We start from the raw sequence: 19391 nt of genomic DNA, 5'->3' as shown, positions 1-19391 counted from the left end.
CGCCCGCCGTCTGTCCGGGCCGCGTCGCGGCGCTCACCGACGGTGCCGATAACGCCGAGACGGCGCATAGGGCCGTTGTGCGAGCACGGCAGGACAAAGCCGGGCAGCGGCTCTCACCAGCGGCTAAGCGGAATTCACACAGACGCGGGCATCCGTCCGCTACCTGCGCCTACGCGAAATATTCGACGGACATTGACGGAACGTCACGAAACGCTGGGGGCGGGCGAATATTCGAGAGAAGTGTGTTGCTGTCGTGAAGGTGTTGATCTACGGTTCTCGATTGTTCGCGCACTGTTAACAGACGCCTACAAGGCGGCGCGTCTCATGGGGGGATTATGGATTTGGGTGGGGTCAGACGTGTGCGTGCGTCTCGTGGGCTGATAGTGACGCTCGCGTCCGCTCTGGTCGTCGCGGTGGGTCCCGCGGCGGCGATCGCGGTCGCCGCGGCACCGACTCCGGGCGCGGAGCCGACATCGACATCGATGTCGAAGGCGGCACAGTCCTCGAAGCCGGTGAAGGCCGACACCGGTGCGTCGCACCGCACGGCGCTCACGCAGGACGCGGCGGTCGCCGAGGCGGCCGAGGCCGGGCAGAGCGTGGAGATCACGTCGCTGCGGACGGAGTCCAACGAGACGTACGCGCTGCCGGACGGCAGCCTGGAGACGGACCAGCACCTGCGTCCGGTCCGGGCCCGCGTCGGCGGCGAGTGGAAGACGATCGACAACACTCTGGTGCGGCGGCCCGACGGCGGCGTCGCACCCGCGGTCGCGTCGGTCGGCATGGAGCTGTCGGGCGGCGGCTCCGCACCGCTGGTGACCCTGGACAGGGCCGGGCGGAAACTGTCGTACACCTGGCCGTCGGCGCTGCCCGCGCCGACGCTCGACGGCGACACCGCCACGTACAAGAACGTCCTGCCTGACGTCGACCTCCGGGTGCGCGCGGACACCGACGGTTTCCACGAGCTGCTGGTGGTCAACACCGCCGCGGCGGCGCGGAATCCGGCGCTCACGCAGCTCACCTTCGGGGTGGTGACCGACGGCCTCGACGTGGCGCGCACCGCCGACGGCGGTCTGACCGCCACCGACACCACGACCGGCGGCGAGGTCTTTGCGGCGCCGCAGCCGATCATGTGGGACTCCGGCATGCAGGGGACGAACACCCCGGCGGCCGGAACCACGAGCGCCAGGGCCACCAGCGCCGCCAAGGGCGCGAAGGCCGCGACCGCCGAGGACGGCAGCCCGGAGGACCCGGCGCAGGGCCCGACCGGTACCTCCCAGATGGCGCCGATCGCCGTCGCCGTCGACACCTCCGACGCGTCCGGCTCGCTGACGCTGACGCCCGACCACGCGCTGCTGACCGGCGCGGACACCTCGTTCCCGCTGTACATCGACCCGCAGACGTACACCCCCAGGGCGGGGGACTGGACGATGGTCTCGCGCTACTGGGCCTCCAGCCCGCAGTACCGCTTCAACGGCGACGACGACGCGGGTGTGGGCGACTGCGACTGGACCTACTGCGCGCCCAGGGACGTCAAGCGGCTCTTCTACTCCTTCCCGACGTCGAAGTTCGCGGGCAAGACGATCCTGGACGCCACCTTCATCGCGCACGAGACGTGGTCCGCGTCGTGCACCGCCAAGCCGATCGAGCTGTGGCGCACGAGCGGCTTCACCAAGGGCACGACCTGGAACTCCTCCGCCGATCACTGGCTCGACCACATCGACACCCAGACCGAGGCGCACGGCAGCTCCGGCTGCGCGGCCTCCGACGTCGAGTTCAACGCCACCACCGGCGTGAAGTACGCGGCGGCCCACAACTCCGGGACCACCACCTTCGGTCTGAAGGCCAACGAGTCCGACCCGTACGGCTGGAAGCGCTTCACCAACAAGGCGTATCTGCGGGTCCACTACAACCAGCCGCCCAAGCAGATCCCCATGTCCCACCTGTCGATGAGCCCCGGCGCCTCCTGCCACAGCCCGTCCACGTCGGTGCGGATCCGCACCCTGCCGACGATCAGCGCGAGCGATGTCACCGACCCCGACGGCGACCAGGTGAGCGTGCAGTTCTCCGTCGCGTGGGACGCCGGTGACGGCAAGGGCCTGGTCACGCAGTGGACTTCGGCGAAGATCGGCCCGAAGAAGTCCGGCTCGACCTTCTCCACGAAGCTCACCGCGACGCTCGGCGGCAAGACGGTCCCGAAGAACAAGACGATCGCCTGGCAGGCCCGCGCGGTCGACTACGACCAGGGCAAGTACTACAGCTACTCCCCGTGGTCGTCCGCGGGTTCCGCGACCAACTGCTACTGGGTGTACGACACCACCGTGCCGGCGGGCCCCGTGATCACCTCGGGCGACTACCCGGCCGTCGACGACAACAACCCGAACGACCCGACGTACGACGGTGTCGGCCGGGACGGCGACTTCACCTTCCGCTCGGCCTCCACCGACGTCGTGAAGTACTGCTACGGCGTCAACGCCGACGCGGTGTGCGACACGGCCCACACCGTGGCCACCTCGGGCGGCGCGGCGAAGTCGGTGACCTTCCGGCCGACCCGCGCGGGCACCAACTTCCTGAACGTGCAGGCATTCGACAGCGCGGGCAACGGCAGTGAGCCGGAGGTGTACGAGTTCCGGGTCAAGGAGGGCCAGCCCGCCCGCGCCCAGTGGCAACTCGACGACGACGCGGGTGCCACTCAGGCGGCCGGTTCCGCCGGTGACCGCACCCTGAACGTGGTCGGCTCGCCGACCCTCGGCGCGCCCGGCAAGTCCGGCACCGCCGTCGACTTCAACGGCACCGACTCCTACCTCCAGTCCGACATCCCGGCCGTCCACACCGACCAGGGCATGACGGTCGCCGCCTGGGTGAAGCTCGACCAGATGCCGACCGCCGCGGCGGTCGTCGCCGCGCAGCCGGGCAACAACGCGCCGGGCTTCGAGCTGTACTACTCACAGGGCTACGACCGGTGGGTGTTCAACCAGTACAGCTCCGACTCGGCCACCGCCACCCCGGTCCGCGCGATGTCCGCCACGGCGGGCGGCGTCACGGCCGGACAGTGGTACCACCTGCTCGGCACGTACGACGGGACGGCCCACACGCTGTCGCTGTACGTCAACGGGACCCTGATGGGGACCACGAGCTACACCACCGCGTGGGACGCGCGGCGCGGTCTCCAGATCGGCGCGGGGAGCTACTCCGGCTCCCCGGGGAGCTTCTTCCCCGGCACGGTCGACGACGTCCGGATCTACGACAAGCCCCTGGTGGCCGCCGACGTGGCGCACCTGTACAAGGGGGAGCAGCTCGGGGCCGGCCGCCCGGCCAGCGCGGTCTTCCCGCTGGACGAACCGGCCGCGCAGGACGACGGCAACCCCACCACGGTGGTGCACGGCCAGGCCGACGTGGACCCCGCGGTCCTGCACGGCGGGGTCACCGCGGGAAGCGCGGGCGCGCAGGACAAGTCGCTGACCCTCGACGGCACCAGCGGCTACGCGTCCACCCGCTCCCCGCAGGTCAACAACCAGCGCAGCTTCTCCGTGGTCGGCTGGGCGAAACTGTCCGCCAAACCCGACCACGCGGCGATCATCGCCACCCAGACCGGCACCTACCGGCCGGGCTTCGAGCTGTACTACTCCGCGACCTACGGGTGGTCCTTCGACGCCTACACCGCCGACTCCGACAGCGCCACGATCGTGCGGGCCGCCCAGGGTGACACCACCCATTCACCGGCCGGTGTCTGGACCCACCTCCTCGGCTCGTACGACGCGAACACCGACGACATGCGGCTGTACGTCAACGGCCTGTGGGTGGCCACGACGAAATTCGCCGCGCCCTTCTACGGCAAGGGACCCGTCCAGATCGGCGCCGGGTCGTACGACGGCGCACCGAGCAGCTTCTTCCCCGGTCAGATCGATGACGTGCGGTTCTACGACCGGGCCCTGTCGGCGCCGGAAGCCGAGTCGATGTACCACAACCAGCTCGTGGTCGAGGGGCGTTGGAAGCTGGACAGCGCGTCCGGCACTCCCCAGGTCTCGCCCGACTCGCTGACCACCGCGGCCGACCAGCACCCGCTGACCCTCGGCGGCGGCGCGCAGATCGATGCCACGGGCGCCAACAGCATTGTCGGCACCGGGTCGTTGGTGCTCAACGGCACGGCCACCGGCTACGCGTCGACCACCACGTCACCGATCCACACCAACAGCAGCTTCACGGTGGGCGCGTGGGTCTCCACCGCGGCGCGGCCGACGAAACCGGTGACGGTGCTGAGCATGGCCGGTACGAACACCAGTGGTTTCGCGGTGCGTTACGTACCCGACTCCGCCGACCCGGCCCACGCGGGCGCCTGGCAGTTGCAGACGTCCAACGCGGACGGCACCGGCGCCGTCGTCTCGACCGCCTCCGACACCAGCTTCCAGGACAACGGCGCGTGGGATCACATCGCCGTGGTCTACGACCTGATGGCCGGTCAGATGCGGTTGTACATCAACGGCCAGATGCAGCAGTCGCTCTGCTCCGACGGTGACGACGACGGCAACCCCGACGACCCGGCGTGCAAGGAGTCGGTGTCGTGGAACTCCTCGGTGCTGCCGTTCGACGCGGCCAAGGGCCTGCAACTGGGCCGCCTCAAGACCGGCACGTCCACCTGGGGCGAGTACTGGCCCGGTGTGATCGACGACGTGTGGGCCTTCGGCGGAGTCGCGACCGACACCCAGATCGCGGCGCTCGCCAGCGGAGTGGATCTCGACACCACCGCCGGGCCCTGACCCGGTAGCACCACCGGGGCGGCGCGCGGGTCATCGCGCGCCGCCCCGGACGCGTGGCATTCGACGAAGTGACAGATCAGACACGTGCGCACGGGCGGAGCCCGGCGGCGGTTCGTGCTGCCGACGTCGGAAGACGGGGGCGCACACGGTGAGGGATGGGGACGGGACAAGCGTGAGCGACAGACGGACATCAACGGGCGGCGCGCGCGGCAAGGCCGCGCTGCTCGCCTGCGGAGCGCTGGTGGCGGGCCTGCTGCAAGTGGCCGCGCTACCGGCGGCCCAGGCCGACGACATGCCGAGAACACCGTCCCCGGGCGTGCCCGTGGCCGGACACTCCAGCACCACGACGGCGCCCCGCGCCGAGGACGGCCTGCCGCACCGGGCCGACGACCGGGCCGCGGAGAAATCCTGGGCCGCGCCCGGAACCGCCACGGTGACGCTGCCCGCCGCGCACGCCGAGCCCACGGCGGTGCGCGCCGGAAAGCTCCCGGTGACCCTCACCGTGCCGGCGGCGGCGACATCCGCCACGGCCCGCGGCGCGGCCAAGGCGACGGCCCCGCCGTTGACCGGCGCCGCGACCGTACGCGTCCTGGACCGGAAGACCACGCGGGCCGCGGGCGTGGACGGCCTCCTGTTCACCGTCGCACCGCGGGCGGACGCCGAGGGCGGAACGGTCGGCGTCCGCGTGGACGACAGCGCGTACGCCCAGGCGTACGGCGGTGCCTACGCGGCCCGGCTGCGCCTGGTCACACTGCCCGCGTGCGCGCTGACCACCCCCGACAAGCCCGCCTGCACCACGCGGACCCCGGTCCGCGCCACGAACGACGCGGCAGCGCACACGCTGACCGCCGACGCGCTGACCCTGGCGTCCTCGGGCGCGCCCGGCGCCGCGACGGTCCTCGCGGCCACCGCGGGCACGTCGAGCGACCACGGCGACTACACCGCCACCTCGCTGTCCCCGTCCTCGAACTGGAACGTCGGGCCCAACACCGGCTCCTTCACCTGGTCCTACGACATGCCCGCCCCCGACGTGCCGGGCAGCTTCACCCCGAAGGTCGGCCTGTCCTACGACTCCGGCAGCGTCGACGGCCGCACCAGCAGCACCAACAACCAGGCGTCCTGGGCCGGTGACGGCTTCGACCTGTCGCCCGGCTACATCGAGCGCAGCTACAAGTCCTGCGGCGACGAAGGCGCCAAGGACTCCTCGGGCAAGAAGTACGAGGACCTGTGCTGGGCGTACGACAACGCGTCGATCTCCTTCGACGGCCACTCCGGCCAGTTGGTCGCCACCGGCACCAACTCCTTCCGTATCAAGGGCGACGACGGCACGAAGGTCGACCGGGTCTACGGCACCTCCACCGACGTGCGCTCCAACGGCGCGCGCAACGACGAGTACTGGCGGCTGACGCTCACCGACGGCAGCCAGTACTACTTCGGCTACAACCGGCTGCCCGGCTGGGCGAGCGGCAAGGCGACCACCGACTCCACGTGGACCGTGCCGGTCTTCGGCAACAACACCGACGAGCCGTGCCACGCCTCCACCTTCGCCAACTCCTGGTGCCAGCAGGGCTGGCGGTGGAATCTCGACTACTCCGTCGACCCGCACGGCAACGCCATCGCGTACTACTACACCAAGGAGACCAACTACTACGGCCGCGCCAGGACCGCCGCCAGCCCGACGACCTACGTCCGCGGCGGCTACCTGGACCACATCGACTACGGCTTGAAGTCCACCGCGATGTACTCGGCCAAGGCCCTCGCGCAGGTCGCCTTCACCAGCGGGGAGAGGTGCCTGTCCGCCACGGCTGGCGCCTGCGACGCCTCGAAGATCGACAACGCCGCCTCCCCCTGGTACGACACGCCGTGGGACCTCAACTGCAAGTCGACCGGCGACTGCCACTCCTTCGGCCCGTCCTTCTGGACCCGCGAGCGCCTGACCGCGGTCACCTCGCAGGTGCTCACCTCGGCCGGGAAGTACACCCCGGTCGACACGTGGAAGCTGGGCCACCAGTGGGGCATGGCCGACATCGACTACCAGTTGGAGCTGGCGTCGATCGAGCACACGGGCAACGCCGACACCCCCGAGGGCGCGCCCGACCTGACCATGCCGAAGATCACCTTCGGGTACGACCAGCGCACCAACCGGCTGGACATCCCCGGTGACAACACCTCGCCGTTCATCAAGGAACGCGTCTCGACCATCGACGACGAGACCGGCGGACAGACCGACATCACCTACTCCACCGCGGCCTGCGACGCCGCGCACCTGCCCACCCCCGACACCAACACCACGCTCTGCTTCCCGCAGTCCTTCACCAAGGAGGGCGACGAGGACCCGTCGCGCCAGTGGTTCAACAAGTACGTGGTGAAGCAGGTCATCCAGTCCGACCGCACCGCCTCCTCGCCCGACGAGGTCACCAGGTACGACTACCTCGGCGGGGCCGCCTGGCACTACGACTCCGACGACGGCATCACCAAGGAGAAGTACAAGTCCTGGTCCACCTGGCGCGGTTACGCCCACGTCCAGGTCGAGACCGGCGGCCAGGACCCGGTCGGCATGAGCTCGCGGACCGACCACTACTACCTGCGCGGCATGGACGCCGACAAGACGACCGGCGGCAAGCGCACCGTGACCGTCTCCGACGACAACGGCGGCACCATCACCGACCACGACTCGCTGGCGGGCGTCGAGTACAAGACCGAGCACTACTCCGGGCCCGACGGCAAGGTGCTGGACAAGACCGTCAGCACCCCCTGGCACCACGAAACGGCCTCGGTCACCCGCAGTTGGGGCACCATCGCCGCGAATCTGACCGGCACCGCGGAGACCCGCGCCTGGACCTCCCTGGACAACGGCGCCGGTTCGTCGTGGCGGATCACCGACGTCACCCGCACCTTCGACAACACCGCGGGCCGCGTCCTGACCACCGACGACCACGGTGACATCTCCACCGCCGCCGACGACCGGTGCGCCACCACCACCTACGTCGACAACGGCACCGACTGGATCCTGGACAACCCCTCGCGGATTCTCACGGTCGCGGTGCCCTGCTCGGCGACCCCCGACTACACCAAGGACGTCCTGTCCGACATCCGCACCGCCTACGACGGCCACGCCTACGGAGCCGCGCCGACCGCGGGTGACGCCACGCACGTGGCGAGCCTGAAGTCCCACAACGGCACCACCGCCACCTACTTGGAGTCCGCCGCGGCCTACGACTCCTACGGCCGCGCCGTCTCGGCCACCGATCTGAGCGGCAACGTCACCGCGACCGTGACCGGCGCGCCCCAGCGCACCGACCGCACCGACGGCCGCGTCACTACCACGGTCTACGCCCCGGCGACCGGCTTCCCGACCACGACGACGGTCACCACACCGCCGGCCACCGCGGGAGACGCGAGCACCGCGCAGACCACCACCACGACCCTGGACCCCGTACGCGGGCTGCCTGTCACGGCCGTCGACACCAACGGCAAGCGCACCGACACCACATACGACGCGCTGGGCCGCAAGCTGAGGATCTGGCTGCCCGACCGCTCCAAGGCCAACAACCAGACGCCCAACTCCGCCTTCACGTACACACTGGCCGACGGCAAGCCCCCGGTGGTGGCCACCACGAGCCTCGCGGGCACCGGCACGCAGACCGCGTACGCGCTGTACGACGGCTTCCTGAGGGTCCGTCAGGCCCAGACGCCAGGGCCCAAGGGCGGCATGCTGGTCTCCGACACCTTCTACGACGAACGCGGCCTGCCCGCGAAGACCTTCGCCTCGTACTACGCGGCGAAGGCGCCCTCCACCGTGCTGTACAAGGTGGACGACGCGCTGTCGGTCGAGACGCAGACGTGGAACACCTACGACGGTCTCGGCCGGGTCGTGCGCAGCCAGCAGATCGCGGGCAACGGCGACGGCGGCCAGGTCCTCGCGACCACCACCACGGCCTACGGCGGCGACCGCACCACGGTCACCCCGCCGAAGGGCGGCACACCGACCACCACGGTCGTGGACGCGGGCGGCAACGTCCGTGAGCTGGACCAGTACCAGGCCGCGACACCCACGGGCCCGTACGACAAGACGCTCTACGACTACACCCCGGCGGGCAAGCTCTCCAAGGTCACCGACGCGTCGGGCACCGTCTGGGAGTACCGCTACGACCAGCGCGGCAACCAGACCAAGGCGATCGACCCCGACAAGGGCACGACCGACTCCGGCTACGACGACCGCGGCCAACTGGTCTCCAGCACCGACCAGCGCGGCAAGAGCGTCACCCACCTCTACGACGGGCTCGGCCGGGAGACCGAGACCCACGACGGCGACGCGACCGGCCCGCTGCTGACCAAGCACGTGTGGGACCCGGCCGGTTTCAAGGGCCAGATCGCCTCGGCCGCCCGCTACGTCGGCGGCGCCACGGGCTCCGCGTACACCGTGGCCTACTCGCTGTACGACAACCTGTACCGCGCCCACCGCACGACGACCACGATCCCGGCGGCCGAAGGCGCGCTCGCCGGTTCCTACCAGGGCAACGTGCAGTACAACGCGGACGGCACCACGCAGTCCGTCGGCTACCCCGCGGCGGGCAGCCTGCCCGCGGAAGCGGTCACCCCGACCTACGACGAGGTGCTGCGGCCCAGCACGGTGTCCGGCTCCGGCGGCGCCACGTACACGACCAACACCACGTACAGCTACACCGGCCAGGCGCTCCAGTACACCTTCCAGGCGGCCGGGCAGAAGATGACCCAGGTCACCAACACCTACCAGTGGGGCACCCAGCGGCTGTCCAACTCCCGCGTCGACCGGCAGGACGTGCCGGGCACCGACAAGTCCGCCACGTACGGCTACGACCCGGCCGGTGACATCACCTCGCTCACCGACGTCTCCCGCGACGGCACCGACGCCCAGTGCTTCCAGTACGACTACCTGGGCCGGCTGACCGAGGCGTGGGCGCAGGGCTCGGCGGGCTGCGCGGCCACCCCGAGCGCCGCGGCACTCGGCGGCCCGGCCGCGTACTGGCAGTCCTTCGGCTACGACAAGGCGGGCGACCGCACCAAGGAGACGGACCACTCCGCCACCGGCGCCACCGCACAGGACACCGTCCGCGACTACTCCTACCCCGCCCCGACCGGCCCCCAGCCGCACACGCTCAGCCAGACGCGGACCACGGGCCCCGGCGGCAGCACGCTGAAGTCCTACACGTACGACGCGATCGGCGGCACCCAGACCAGCACGGTCGGCGCCGCCAAGCAGACCCAGGTGTGGGACACCGAGGGCCACCTGACCCAGGTGACCGCGGTCGACGGCAACGGCAGTACGAAGACCACCTCGTACGTCTACGACGCCGACGGCAACCGGCTGGTGGTCCGTACCGACAGCGGCAGCACGCTCTACCTCGGCGGCACCGAGGTCGCCCTCGCCAAGGGGTCGACCACACCGCGCGCCACCCGCTACTACGACCTCGGCGACGGCAACCAGGCGATGCGCACCGACGACAACAAGGTGTCGTTCCTGATCGCCGACAGCCAGGGCACCAGCCAACTCCAGATCAACGGCGCCGACCTGACCATGCAGCAGCGCCGTACCACCCCCTTCGGGGAACCACGCGGCACGGCGCCGACCGCCTGGTCGGGGGACAAGGGCTTCGTCGGCGGCGTCAACGACCCGGGCACCGGCCTGACCCACCTCGGCGCCCGCGACTACGACCCGTCGACCGGCCGCTTCACCTCGGTCGACGCCGACCTCGACACCAGCGACCCGCAGTCGCTCAACGGCTACGCGTACGCGGGCAACGACCCCGTCTCCCAGAGCGACCCGACGGGCCTGTACACCTGCCGCAACGGTCACGAGGGCTGTGACGAGCACGGCAACGCCTGCGGCAAGGACTGCAGCGCGTGGGCGACCCAGACCGGTGACTGCGTGCACACCGAGTGCAGCAGCAGCAAGGTCAACCAGAACCCGTACGTCAGCCTCAAGACGCAGCGCAAGGTCTCCTACGCGCGACGCCACTGCGACGACCTGTGCGGCACCCTCGGCATCTCCTCGCCGAGGGAGCACCGGTGGCAGGACCTGATCAAGGACCTGTACGGCGGCAACGCGCCGGAGCCCGAGCGGGACACGTACGCGGCCGCGCACGCGCAGGAGAAGTCCGTCGCCTTCTCGCCGCACCCGAGCTACAAATACACGATGTCCGAGCTGATCGGGCCCAACAGCCTCGGCACACCCGAGGAGATCATGGCCTACTTCAAGGCGCACCCGAAGGAGATGTTCCCGTTCAAGGTGACCGGCTGCGACGCCTTCACCCAGGGCGCGATGTGCACGCTGCACCCGGGCGACTCGATCGCGCACGGCCTCGGCCGGATCGCGGGCGGACCCGGCAAGGTGAAGGTGTCCTTCAAGGACAAGACCTCCTTCACCTTCACGGTGACCAACAAGGGATACTTCGACGACGCCGGTTCGCAGATCAAGTTCTCGATCTCGTCCCGGAAGGACGGCGTGTACCTGACGCAGAAGGCGTACACGACGGGCTCGAACTGGTTCGCGTGGGCCGGGGTCAAGATGGGCGCCGCCAAGCAGCAGTGGCAGCAGCAGGCCCGCAATCTGCGGAACGCCATGGAGAACAAATAACGGATGACACGCACGACGCGTAGGGCCTGGCTGTCCTCGGCCCCATGGATCGCCGCCGCGGTGGCGACTCCATGGGCGTCGAGGGCGGCCTCGCCCGTCGACCCCACGGTGGTCACCCTGCTGGCCGCCTTCGCCGCAGTCGGCGTCCTGGGCATCCCGCTGGGCGTCCTGCTCGGACGCCTGGGTGTCCGGCGGGAGGCCGTCGCCGTGGCCGCGCTCGCGGTGGCCGGGGCGGCGGCTTCCTGCGCGGTCCGGATCGTCGGCGCCAGTGACGAGGGCCCGGCGGGCAAGGCGGCGATCGTCCTCGTGCTGGCCGCGCTCTTCGCGGTCCTGGCCCTGCCCCTGCCCGCCGTCGGCTTCGTCGTGGCGTGGGTGCGGCGGAAGCGCGCGCACTGAGCACGCGCCCGCCCGGTCGGTCAGGCCAGCGGCTCGTGGTTGGCCCAGACGACCTGGTACGGGTAGCGGGCCTGCCAGCGGCTGATGAGTTCCTCGGTGCCGGGAATGGCGAAGGCCGCGTTGAGCGCGTCGAGGTCGGCGACGCCGATGTGGACGATCGCGGTGGCGGTGAACACCGGGCTGTGGTCGTCCGCGGGAACACGGATGTGGCGCCGGGCGGAGAAGGTACGCACGTGCCCGGAGCCCACCATCAGGCTTTCGATGTCCTTGAGGTATTGATCCAGGTCCGCGTCCGGGATCGACGGTTCGAACGAGACAATCATCGTGTGGCTGATCATGGGTCCATGGAACCGCCGCCCGGCCGCCACGTCCAAGACCTTCTGGATCATCGGCGATAACCTGAGGGCATGAGTGACCTGGAGACGCGCGAGCTGGAGTACTTCGTCGCGGTCGCCGAGGAACTGCACTTCGGCCGCGCCGCCGAGCGCCTGTCCATCGCGCAGCCCGCGCTGTCGAAGGCGATCCGGCGGGTCGAGTCGCGCCTCGGTGTCCTGCTCCTGACCCGTACGAGCCGCCATGTGGCGCTCACCCCGGCGGGGGAGGCGCTGCTGCACCACGGCCGCCACGCGCTCAACGCGGTCGGCGCGGCGGCCGAGAGCGCGCGCCGGGCCGGTGACGCGCGGGCCCAGCTGCGGCTGGTGATCAAGCCTGGCGGCGATGCCAATCTGCTGTCCGGGATCCTCGCCGCGTACGCGGAACGGCCGGACGCGCGCCGGGTGGACGTGCTGTTCGGCGGCGCCACCGACCGGGCCGACCACCTGCGGGACGGCAGGGCCGATGTGGCGCTGCTGTACGCGCCGTTCGACGACCTGACCGGGCTCGCGTCCGAGACGCTGTTCGTGGAGGGGCGGGTGGCGATCCTGCCGCGTGACCACCGGCTGGCCGGGCGTGCGCAGCTGCGGCTCGCGGATCTGGACGGCGAGACGCTGCCGAGCTGGCAGGGCGTGGGCTGGGCGGGTGTGCCCGACGACGGGAGCGGGCCGGAGGTCGCGGACGTGCCGCAGATGGTCCAGATGATCGTGCTGGGGCGGATGATCGCGGTGCTGCCGCGGTCGCTCGCCGAGCCGGCGCATCCGGGTCTGGTGTGCGTGCCGGTGACCGACGCGCCCACGAGCCGGCTGGTCGTGGCGTGGTCGCGAAGCGACGACCGGGCGCTTGTCGCCTCGTTCGTACGGGCGGCAGTGGCAGCGGCGGGCAGGGCGTAGGCGTAGCGCGTGTGATGCGCGGCGCGCACGCGTCGGTGCGCGAGAGCCGCGAGCCCGACCGCCGCCTCCACCGTACTGAGGGTGGGGCGGCGGTCCGGCCGGTGCCGCGTGTGGTGCTGCGGACTGCCTGACTACCGGCCGACGCGCGGGAGGCTGTTGAGCTTGCCGGGCAGTGCGGTGTTCGTCTGCTGGGCCCGCATGAGAGCGAGGACCGCGCCGACACCGGCGAGGATCAGGCTCACCCAGAAGCTGAAGCCGTGGCCACCGGCCGGGCCGAAGTCGGAGTGCGCGAAGATCGCGATCAGGTACAGGACGAAGCCCACCGCGAAGCCGACGAAGGTCAGCATGCGGTCGGGCGCGGGCAGCGTGACGGTGGGCACGAAGAGGCTGACCGCGAGCACCGCGGCGCTGAGCACCGTGATGACCATCGCGAACCAGGCTATGAACAGCCCGTGGCTGAAGTGCCAGGCACTCCAACTCACGCTGCCGAGGTTGATGCCGTAACCGCTCCCGAAATCCCAGGAGTAGTAGTCGAAGAACGAGAAGATCAACACAATGAACCCGATACCGAGAATTGCCCAGTCGAGTCGGTTGACCGAAGCCGGGTCGAAAGAACCCCCGGACGGGCCGCTCGCGCTCGGCGGCTGAGTCGGTGGGCCCGGCGGCGGTACATCGTGCGACATGGTGACTTGTCTCCCTGCTGACGTCGTTCTACGAACACTGGGGGGCTGAGAATAGCGGTACGTCACCCCACCCCGTAAGCAGGTTGGACCGACCTGCATCACATGGGTTCAATTGGTCGCTTTGTTACGTGTGGGGACGCCAGTGGCGGGAGTTCACTTCTCGGTCCCACGGGTTCTGTGGGGAGGGTAAAAGGGGTGAAAGCGGCCCGCACAAGGTTCAAGCATGCGCAAATTCAGCGTATTTGGCCGCGCCCGGTCCCGTGCCAGTCCTGCCGTCGTGCCGCCCCCGGTCCTGCCCTCGCCCCACGCCTGTTCCCGCCTTCGTCCTGCGCCGTTTCCGCTGGCGTGTCACAGGGCGCGGCGGCTGTCTCGTCCTAGGGGACACAGGCAATTCCCGATCAAGGAGCGGACGATGAACCTCGCGCTGTGGATCGTCACCGGGCTGCTGGCCGCGGTGGCACTGACCGGCGGTGTTTCCAAAGCCTTCATTCCCAAGGACAAACTGACCGCCACTCACGGCGGCGGCTGGACCGGTGACGCCAGTGTCACCTTCGTCAAATCCCTCGGCGTCCTCGAACTCCTCGCCGCTTTCGGCCTCATCCTTCCCGCCGCTCTCGACGTCGCCCCCTTCTTCGTCCCCGTCACCGCGATCTGCTGGTGCCTCCTGATGGTCGGCGCGATGACCACCCACGCCCGCCGCCCGGCCGAAGCCCCCTTCGTCCTCCTCAACCTCTTCTATCTCTGCCTGGCCCTGTTCATCACCTGGGGCCGCCTCGGCCCCCACCCCTTCACCGGGTGAGGCCGCAGTGGCCGCGGCCATCGTGGCGGTGGGGATTCATCCCGACGGCGGTGTGGTGATCCGCTTCTCGAACCAGTGGTGGGCGTACGGCTCGTCGTTGAAGGCCGCGACCTCCTCGAAACCGCAGGAGTGGTACAGGCTGATCGCGGCGTTCAGCGCCTTGTTGGTGTCAAGGCGCAGCAGGTCCCGGCCGTCGCGGGCGGCCCGCAGTTCCAGTTCGGCCAGGAAGCGGCGGCCGAGGCCGAGTCTGCGGGCCCGCGGCGCGACCCACATGCGCTTGATCTCGGCCGGGGCCCCCGGCGGCAGCTTCAGACCGGCGCAGCCGACCGGCTCACCGTGCAGCCGGGCGACCAGGAAGAGGCCGTGCGGCGAACGGAGTTCACCGGCGTCGGGCAGGAGACTGCGCGCGGGATCGAAACCGGCGTCGAAGCGTTCGCGCAACTCGGCGAAGTAGGACCGCATGCAGTGCTCGGCGTCGGGGTGGTCCGGGTCGACGACGTCCAGCGTGACCGTCGCGGCGGTCAGCAGCCGGTCGACCTCGGCCATGGCGGCGACCAGCCGGGAGCGCTGGACGGCGTTGAGCGGCTCCAGCAGGGAGCCCGCCAGTTCGTCACTGCGACCGTCGAGCACCGCGCGCTCGGCGCGACCGGCGTCGGTGAGCCGGACCGTGCGCACCCGTCTGTCGCGGGGCAGCGGCTCCACCGTCACCAGCCCGTCCGTCTCCAGGGAGCGCAGCAGACGGCTGACGTATCCCGAGTCGAGACCGAGCCGTTCGCGCAACCGGCGTACGTCCTGGCCCCGTTCGCCGATCTCCCACAGGAGCCGGGCCTCACCGATCGGCCGGTCCCGGCCCAGATAACGGTCGTGGAGCACGCCCACGCGCTCGGTAACGGTGCGGTTGAACCGCCGCACCTGGGCGATCTCTCGTGCGTCCATTCTCTGACTCTAGTCAGGGAAGTCCCGTCGGACCAGAGGTGACCGATCCACGTCGCTCCCCGGTGCCTCCGGTCGTAGGACCGTGTGTGGAGGAGCGCCGCCGAGCCGGTGGCGGCGCTCCTGCGGGGCCGTCCCGGTCGGAGCGGGCTACCGTCCGGGACCGGTCTGACGGCGCGCCGCTACTTCAGGTGGCGGGTGAAGAACTGGGCCGCGGCGGCACCCGCGGACTCCGGGACTCCGGCGTGTCCGCCGAGGTGGGCGTGGAGGGACTTCTCCTTGGAGCCGAAGGTGTCGAAGAGATCCAGGGACGCCTGCCGGTCGTTGCCTTCGTCGTCCCACAGAAGGAGGACGTGCAGGGGAATGGTGACCTGCCTGGCCTCCTCGAAGATGGCGCGGGGCACGAGGCTCCCGGCGAACAGAACGGCGGCCGAGACGCGAGGCTCGACCACCGCCAGCCGGACGCCGACGGAGATCACCCCTCCCGAGTACCCGACCGGGCCGTCGACCTCGGGCAGTGCGAGAAGGGCGTCCAGGGCGGCCCGCCATTCCGGGACGGCCGCCTCCACCAGGGGGAGGACCAGGGCGTGGACGATCTCGTCGCCGACCGGCTCGCCGGTCTCCATCGCCCGGCGCAGGTCGGCGCGGGCCTCGTCGAGGGCGGGCAGGCGAGGCCGCTCGCCGCTTCCGGGGAGTTCGATGGTGGCCGTGGCGAAACCCTCCGCCGCGCAGCCCCGGGCCCGGCCCAGCAGCCGTGGGTACATCTTGCGCAGCCCGAGGGGAGGGTGGCCGAGCAGAATCAGCGGCGCCGGTGCCGCCGCGGACGCCGCATCGGGCGTCCACAAAATGCCGGGGATCTCACCGAGGGTGAATTCGCGTTCGAGGACGCCTTCGTCGAGGCGCTGCTCAGAAGTGAATCGCATGGTCGTGCCTTTCGGGAGTGCTCGTTGACGGCGCTCCCGGACGACCTATCGCCCGACCGTGGCCCCAGAGGGGAGCACCCATGTGGATACTGCGTTCACGGGTACCACCTCCTCGTTCTCTCGCACGGCCTCGGGGAGGGTAGCAAGGGCCGGGCACGCTTCGCCAACGGGTTTATCCCGCGACGCCGTGGCCGTCGGCCGCCCCCGGCCTCCCGCCGCGGGCCGGTCGCGCCGGGCGCTCCGATCGCCGTGATGGACACGGCCGGCCGGGGAAGGTCTTGCACATGACCAACCATGAACAAGAGCGCGGCCCCGCGGCACCGGCCCGACGTCCCGCAGGGCTGAGCGACGCCTCGGTGGAGGCGCTCGGCATCCTCTCCGAAGCCCTCGAGACGGTGGAGCGGGCGCGCGGGCGGCTGTACGACTTCCACCAGCTCACCGGGGGAGCCGACCTGCGACTCGGCGAGGCGGTCGAGCACCTCAAGGCCGCGGGCCACGCGGAACACGCGGAGCGGCTCGAACGCGAGATCGTCGGCCGCAACGTCCTGCCGGGCTACTGGACCTTCCAGATGGTCGAGGCGTACGACGACACGTACGTCGAACCCTTCCGGCGCATGGAGGAGCAGATCCGCACCGACCTGGCGGGCGGCGCGCGCCACATCCACGAGGCCGAGATGAAGGAGGCGCGCCGCACGCACGGCCACCCCGACCACACGGCCCGGCCCCCGCGTCCGGCCTGACCCGTATCCCGCCCGCCCGGAAGAGGCCACCGGCCCGGCGGCGCGCCCCCAAGCCCATGGCGCCGCCACCGGACCGGGCCGGTGGGTCAATTCCTCGGACCCGCGTCGGGCAGGGGAACCGTCAGCCTCCGGTGCGCGGCGACGGCCGGTCCCGTAGCGGCTCCAACGGCGTGCGCAGCGCGCTGCGTCCGTTCCGCCAGGCGTCGAGCAGCGCCGCGCCGAGACGGTCCTCCAGCAGCCCGGTCGCCTCGATGCCGAGGACCACGTCGGCGTCCAACTGCGGCTCCGCGGCCAGCAGAGGAGCGATCACCTCGTGGCGTACGACCTGTTCGTGGACGGCGTCCGCTTCGACGTGCTCGTCGTAGAAGCGCTCCGCGGCAGGGCCCGCGCCGTTGGCGCGCATCGCCCGCGCCAGCCGCCGGGAACCCGGCGACGAGGTGATCTCGACGGCGGCGAAGTGCCCGACGAGCGCGCCGCGGAGCGCGCGGTGCAGGCCGAAGAGCGACATCAGGTTGACCACCGCCAGCGCCTCGGCGGGCGCCGCGTCCAGGTAGCGGCCGTACGCGGTGTCCAGGCCGAGGTCCGTCATCAGGTCGGCGAAGAGCCGCGCGTGGATGTCCTCCGCGTGCCCGCCGCCGAACTCGTCGAATTCGACGGCGACCATCGCCGCCTTCGCCCGGCCGTGGAGGCGCGGGATCACCCAGGCGTGGGGATCGGCCTCCTTGAGGTGGTACAGGGACCGCAGGGCCGCGTACTCCCGCAAGTGCTCGAGATGGCCCTCGGGCTGGAGGTAATGACTGACACCGGTGCCGTCGTCTCCCACCGGTTCGACCAGCAGGGCGGCGACGGAGTCGGCCGCGTGCGGGCGGGTCGGCGCGTCCGCGCGCACCTGGCGCAGGAAACGGTCCTCCAGGAAGCCGCGTGTCCGCAGCAGCTCCACGTCCCACTCACGGTCGTCGGCCACACCCGCGAAGCCCTGGTAGTGCAATTCGTACAGCGAATACAGGGCGAGTTGCAGGTCGTCGCCGTACGGATCGGCGGCGGCCACGGGACCGGCGCCGGGCAGCTCTCCCGCGCCGTCGCGCAGCGACGCCACCACGGCGGCCGACAGCGGCCCGCGGGGCGTCGGAAGCGGGGGAGTGGTGGCACGCGACTCGCGGTAGGAGGTCGGGTTCGGGGTCGGCGGGTTCGCGGTCGGGTACGCGGCGGTTGGGTTCGCGGTCGTCATCAGGACTCTCCCTCCGGCCCGGCCGGAGCCGTCCGCTGCGCGCCGCACGCCGGCGGCTCTCCGTCCCCGCCGCCCTTGGACCGGCGGCGGTGGCTGGTGTCGCACCACGGGTGCGTCCGGCTGCGGCGGCAGGTGCACACCGCGACCATGAAGCGGTGCGAGGTCACGGCGACACCGTCGTCGCCGACGACGGTCACCGGCCCCTCGACCAGGACGGGCCCGTCCCGTTCGACCAGGACGCGGCGCGGGCGCTCAGGCGTGTTCGGCACGGATCACCACCAGTTCCTCCTTGTCCTGCTCCCCGTCGATCAGTCCCGCCTGCCGCAGCCACGCCGTTCGTCCGCGCAGTACGGGCCCGAAGGGGATCAGCTCCCGGTCGGTCACCGCCGCGCGCAGCCCGGCCTCCGCCAGGGAAGCCAGCGTCGCCTCGACCCCGCACAGCGCCGAGTGCACCATCAGCAGGACGCCGTGCGGCGCCAGGACGCGCGGCGCGGTCGCGCAGATCCGGTCCACGACCGCCCGCCCGTCGTGCCCCGCGTCCCAGGAGCGGGCCGCGCCCCGTACCGGCGGCTCGGCCGCGGGGGAGGGGACGTAGGGCGGATTGCTGACCACCAGGTCGTACGGGCGGTCGTGCCGTCCCCGCTGCCCCGCGAGGTCGCCGTGCAGCACCCGTACCCGCCGCCCGGCCCTGAGGGCGTTCGCGCGGGCCGAGAGCACGGCCTGCCACGCGATGTCCACGGCGGTCACCCGGGCGCCCAGCCGCGCGGCGCAGATGGCCAGCGCGCCGCTGCCGGTGCACAGATCCAGCACGTGCATCCCGGGCGCCACGGCCTCGCGGCACATGGCCCGCATCAGGAGGTGGGTGTCCTGCTGGGGTTGATAGACACCTGGCATACACAGCACGGTCCACCTCCGACGCATGATGCGATGACTTTGAGTCACCTATTTGTGTGGTCCAGGGCCGACTGCCCCGGATGCGGGGTACCAATCGACGGACGGCGACCCGATAGGGATTCGGACGGTTCCGGAAATTCCGGAACCGGGTTTCCCGCCG

At 70.9% G+C, this 19391-nt stretch carries 13 protein-coding genes; 6 read left to right on the top strand and 7 right to left on the bottom strand.

The genetic code is table 11. From position 1 onward, the window contains the following. The first annotated feature begins 359 nt into the window (after positions 1-359). The 3 genes from ACFZAM_RS12900 to ACFZAM_RS12890 all read left to right on the top strand — a co-directional run bounded on the left by ACFZAM_RS12900 (position 360) and on the right by ACFZAM_RS12890 (position 11766). Positions 360-4754 (top strand): LamG-like jellyroll fold domain-containing protein, encoded by a 4395-nt coding sequence (locus ACFZAM_RS12900; protein WP_391045365.1) that lies wholly within the window; start codon positions 360-362, stop codon positions 4752-4754. Positions 4755-4926: 172 nt separating this feature from the next. Further along, positions 4927-11370 (top strand): RHS repeat-associated core domain-containing protein, encoded by a 6444-nt coding sequence (locus ACFZAM_RS12895; RefSeq protein ID WP_391045362.1) that lies wholly within the window; start codon positions 4927-4929, stop codon positions 11368-11370. 3 nt (positions 11371-11373) lie between these two features. Continuing rightward, on the top strand, positions 11374-11766 hold the full coding sequence (locus ACFZAM_RS12890; protein ID WP_391045360.1) for a hypothetical protein: 393 nt from the start codon (positions 11374-11376) through the stop codon (positions 11764-11766). A gap of 20 nt (positions 11767-11786) precedes the next feature. Here ACFZAM_RS12890 and ACFZAM_RS12885 read toward each other — a convergent pair whose 3' ends face one another. Continuing rightward, a complete protein-coding gene (locus ACFZAM_RS12885) occupies positions 11787-12155 on the bottom strand; it encodes a hypothetical protein (protein WP_355345586.1) in 369 nt (122 codons plus the stop codon). Positions 12156-12173: 18 nt separating this feature from the next. Between ACFZAM_RS12885 and ACFZAM_RS12880 the strand changes: the two genes are divergently transcribed. Next, positions 12174-13031: a LysR substrate-binding domain-containing protein gene (locus tag ACFZAM_RS12880; protein WP_391045357.1), complete on the top strand. Its 858-nt coding sequence runs from the start codon at positions 12174-12176 to the stop codon at positions 13029-13031. 131 nt (positions 13032-13162) lie between these two features. Here the strand turns inward: ACFZAM_RS12880 and ACFZAM_RS12875 are convergent, their stop codons facing one another. After that, positions 13163-13585, bottom strand: coding sequence for a hypothetical protein (locus ACFZAM_RS12875; protein ID WP_355345580.1), 423 nt, complete (start codon positions 13583-13585; stop codon positions 13163-13165). A 541-nt stretch (positions 13586-14126) separates the two neighbouring features. Here ACFZAM_RS12875 and ACFZAM_RS12870 point away from each other — a divergent pair. Further along, positions 14127-14513: a DoxX family protein gene (locus ACFZAM_RS12870; RefSeq protein WP_355345577.1), complete on the top strand. Its 387-nt coding sequence runs from the start codon at positions 14127-14129 to the stop codon at positions 14511-14513. Positions 14514-14549: 36 nt separating this feature from the next. Here ACFZAM_RS12870 and ACFZAM_RS12865 read toward each other — a convergent pair whose 3' ends face one another. Both ACFZAM_RS12865 and ACFZAM_RS12860 read right to left on the bottom strand, forming a co-directional pair. Next, positions 14550-15449, bottom strand: coding sequence for a GNAT family N-acetyltransferase (locus ACFZAM_RS12865; protein ID WP_391045353.1), 900 nt, complete (start codon positions 15447-15449; stop codon positions 14550-14552). A 179-nt stretch (positions 15450-15628) separates the two neighbouring features. Beyond that, the gene (locus tag ACFZAM_RS12860; protein ID WP_391045352.1) at positions 15629-16369 is read right to left on the bottom strand and encodes an alpha/beta hydrolase; all 741 of its coding nucleotides are present in this window, start codon (positions 16367-16369) and stop codon (positions 15629-15631) included. Between the two features lie 284 nt (positions 16370-16653). On the opposite strand from ACFZAM_RS12860, the gene ACFZAM_RS12855 reads away from it, so the two are divergent. Next, positions 16654-17109, top strand: coding sequence for a hypothetical protein (locus ACFZAM_RS12855; protein ID WP_391045351.1), 456 nt, complete (start codon positions 16654-16656; stop codon positions 17107-17109). A 121-nt stretch (positions 17110-17230) separates the two neighbouring features. On the opposite strand, the gene ACFZAM_RS12850 is transcribed toward ACFZAM_RS12855, so the two are convergent. Genes ACFZAM_RS12850 through ACFZAM_RS12840 form a run of 3 tightly spaced genes read right to left on the bottom strand, consistent with a single transcriptional unit; the run spans position 17231 to position 19231 of the window. Next, entirely contained in the window at positions 17231-18337 is a 1107-nt protein-coding gene (locus ACFZAM_RS12850; RefSeq protein ID WP_391045348.1) for an iron-containing redox enzyme family protein, read from the bottom strand. After that, complete coding sequence (locus tag ACFZAM_RS12845; protein ID WP_355345562.1) at positions 18337-18606, bottom strand: CDGSH iron-sulfur domain-containing protein; 270 nt, start codon at positions 18604-18606, stop codon at positions 18337-18339. Before ACFZAM_RS12845 ends, ACFZAM_RS12850 begins: the two co-directional genes overlap by 1 nt. Further along, positions 18590-19231: a HemK2/MTQ2 family protein methyltransferase gene (locus ACFZAM_RS12840; protein WP_355345559.1), complete on the bottom strand. Its 642-nt coding sequence runs from the start codon at positions 19229-19231 to the stop codon at positions 18590-18592. The genes ACFZAM_RS12845 and ACFZAM_RS12840 overlap by 17 nt, the downstream gene beginning before the upstream one ends. Between the last annotated feature and the right edge of the window lie 160 nt (positions 19232-19391).

Origin of the sequence: Streptomyces sp. NPDC008079, from assembly GCF_042957385.1 — a bacterium.
GTDB lineage: Bacteria > Actinomycetota > Actinomycetes > Streptomycetales > Streptomycetaceae > Actinacidiphila.
Note: the sequence above shows the minus strand (reverse complement) of the source record. Positions and strands in the feature narration are given on the sequence as shown.

What these genes read in the sequence shown, in the direction of transcription:
- ACFZAM_RS12890 (WP_391045360.1), top strand. Translation starts at nt 11,374, where the DNA reads ATGACACGCACGACGCGTAGGGCCTGGCTGTCCTCGGCCCCATGGATC.
- ACFZAM_RS12885 (WP_355345586.1), bottom strand. Translation starts at nt 12,155, where the DNA reads ATGATCCAGAAGGTCTTGGACGTGGCGGCCGGGCGGCGGTTCCATGGA.
- ACFZAM_RS12880 (WP_391045357.1), top strand. Translation starts at nt 12,174, where the DNA reads ATGAGTGACCTGGAGACGCGCGAGCTGGAGTACTTCGTCGCGGTCGCC.
- ACFZAM_RS12870 (WP_355345577.1), top strand. Translation starts at nt 14,127, where the DNA reads ATGAACCTCGCGCTGTGGATCGTCACCGGGCTGCTGGCCGCGGTGGCA.
- ACFZAM_RS12865 (WP_391045353.1), bottom strand. Translation starts at nt 15,449, where the DNA reads ATGGACGCACGAGAGATCGCCCAGGTGCGGCGGTTCAACCGCACCGTT.
- ACFZAM_RS12860 (WP_391045352.1), bottom strand. Translation starts at nt 16,369, where the DNA reads ATGCGATTCACTTCTGAGCAGCGCCTCGACGAAGGCGTCCTCGAACGC.
- ACFZAM_RS12855 (WP_391045351.1), top strand. Translation starts at nt 16,654, where the DNA reads ATGACCAACCATGAACAAGAGCGCGGCCCCGCGGCACCGGCCCGACGT.
- ACFZAM_RS12850 (WP_391045348.1), bottom strand. Translation starts at nt 18,337, where the DNA reads ATGACGACCGCGAACCCAACCGCCGCGTACCCGACCGCGAACCCGCCG.
- ACFZAM_RS12840 (WP_355345559.1), bottom strand. Translation starts at nt 19,231, where the DNA reads ATGCCAGGTGTCTATCAACCCCAGCAGGACACCCACCTCCTGATGCGG.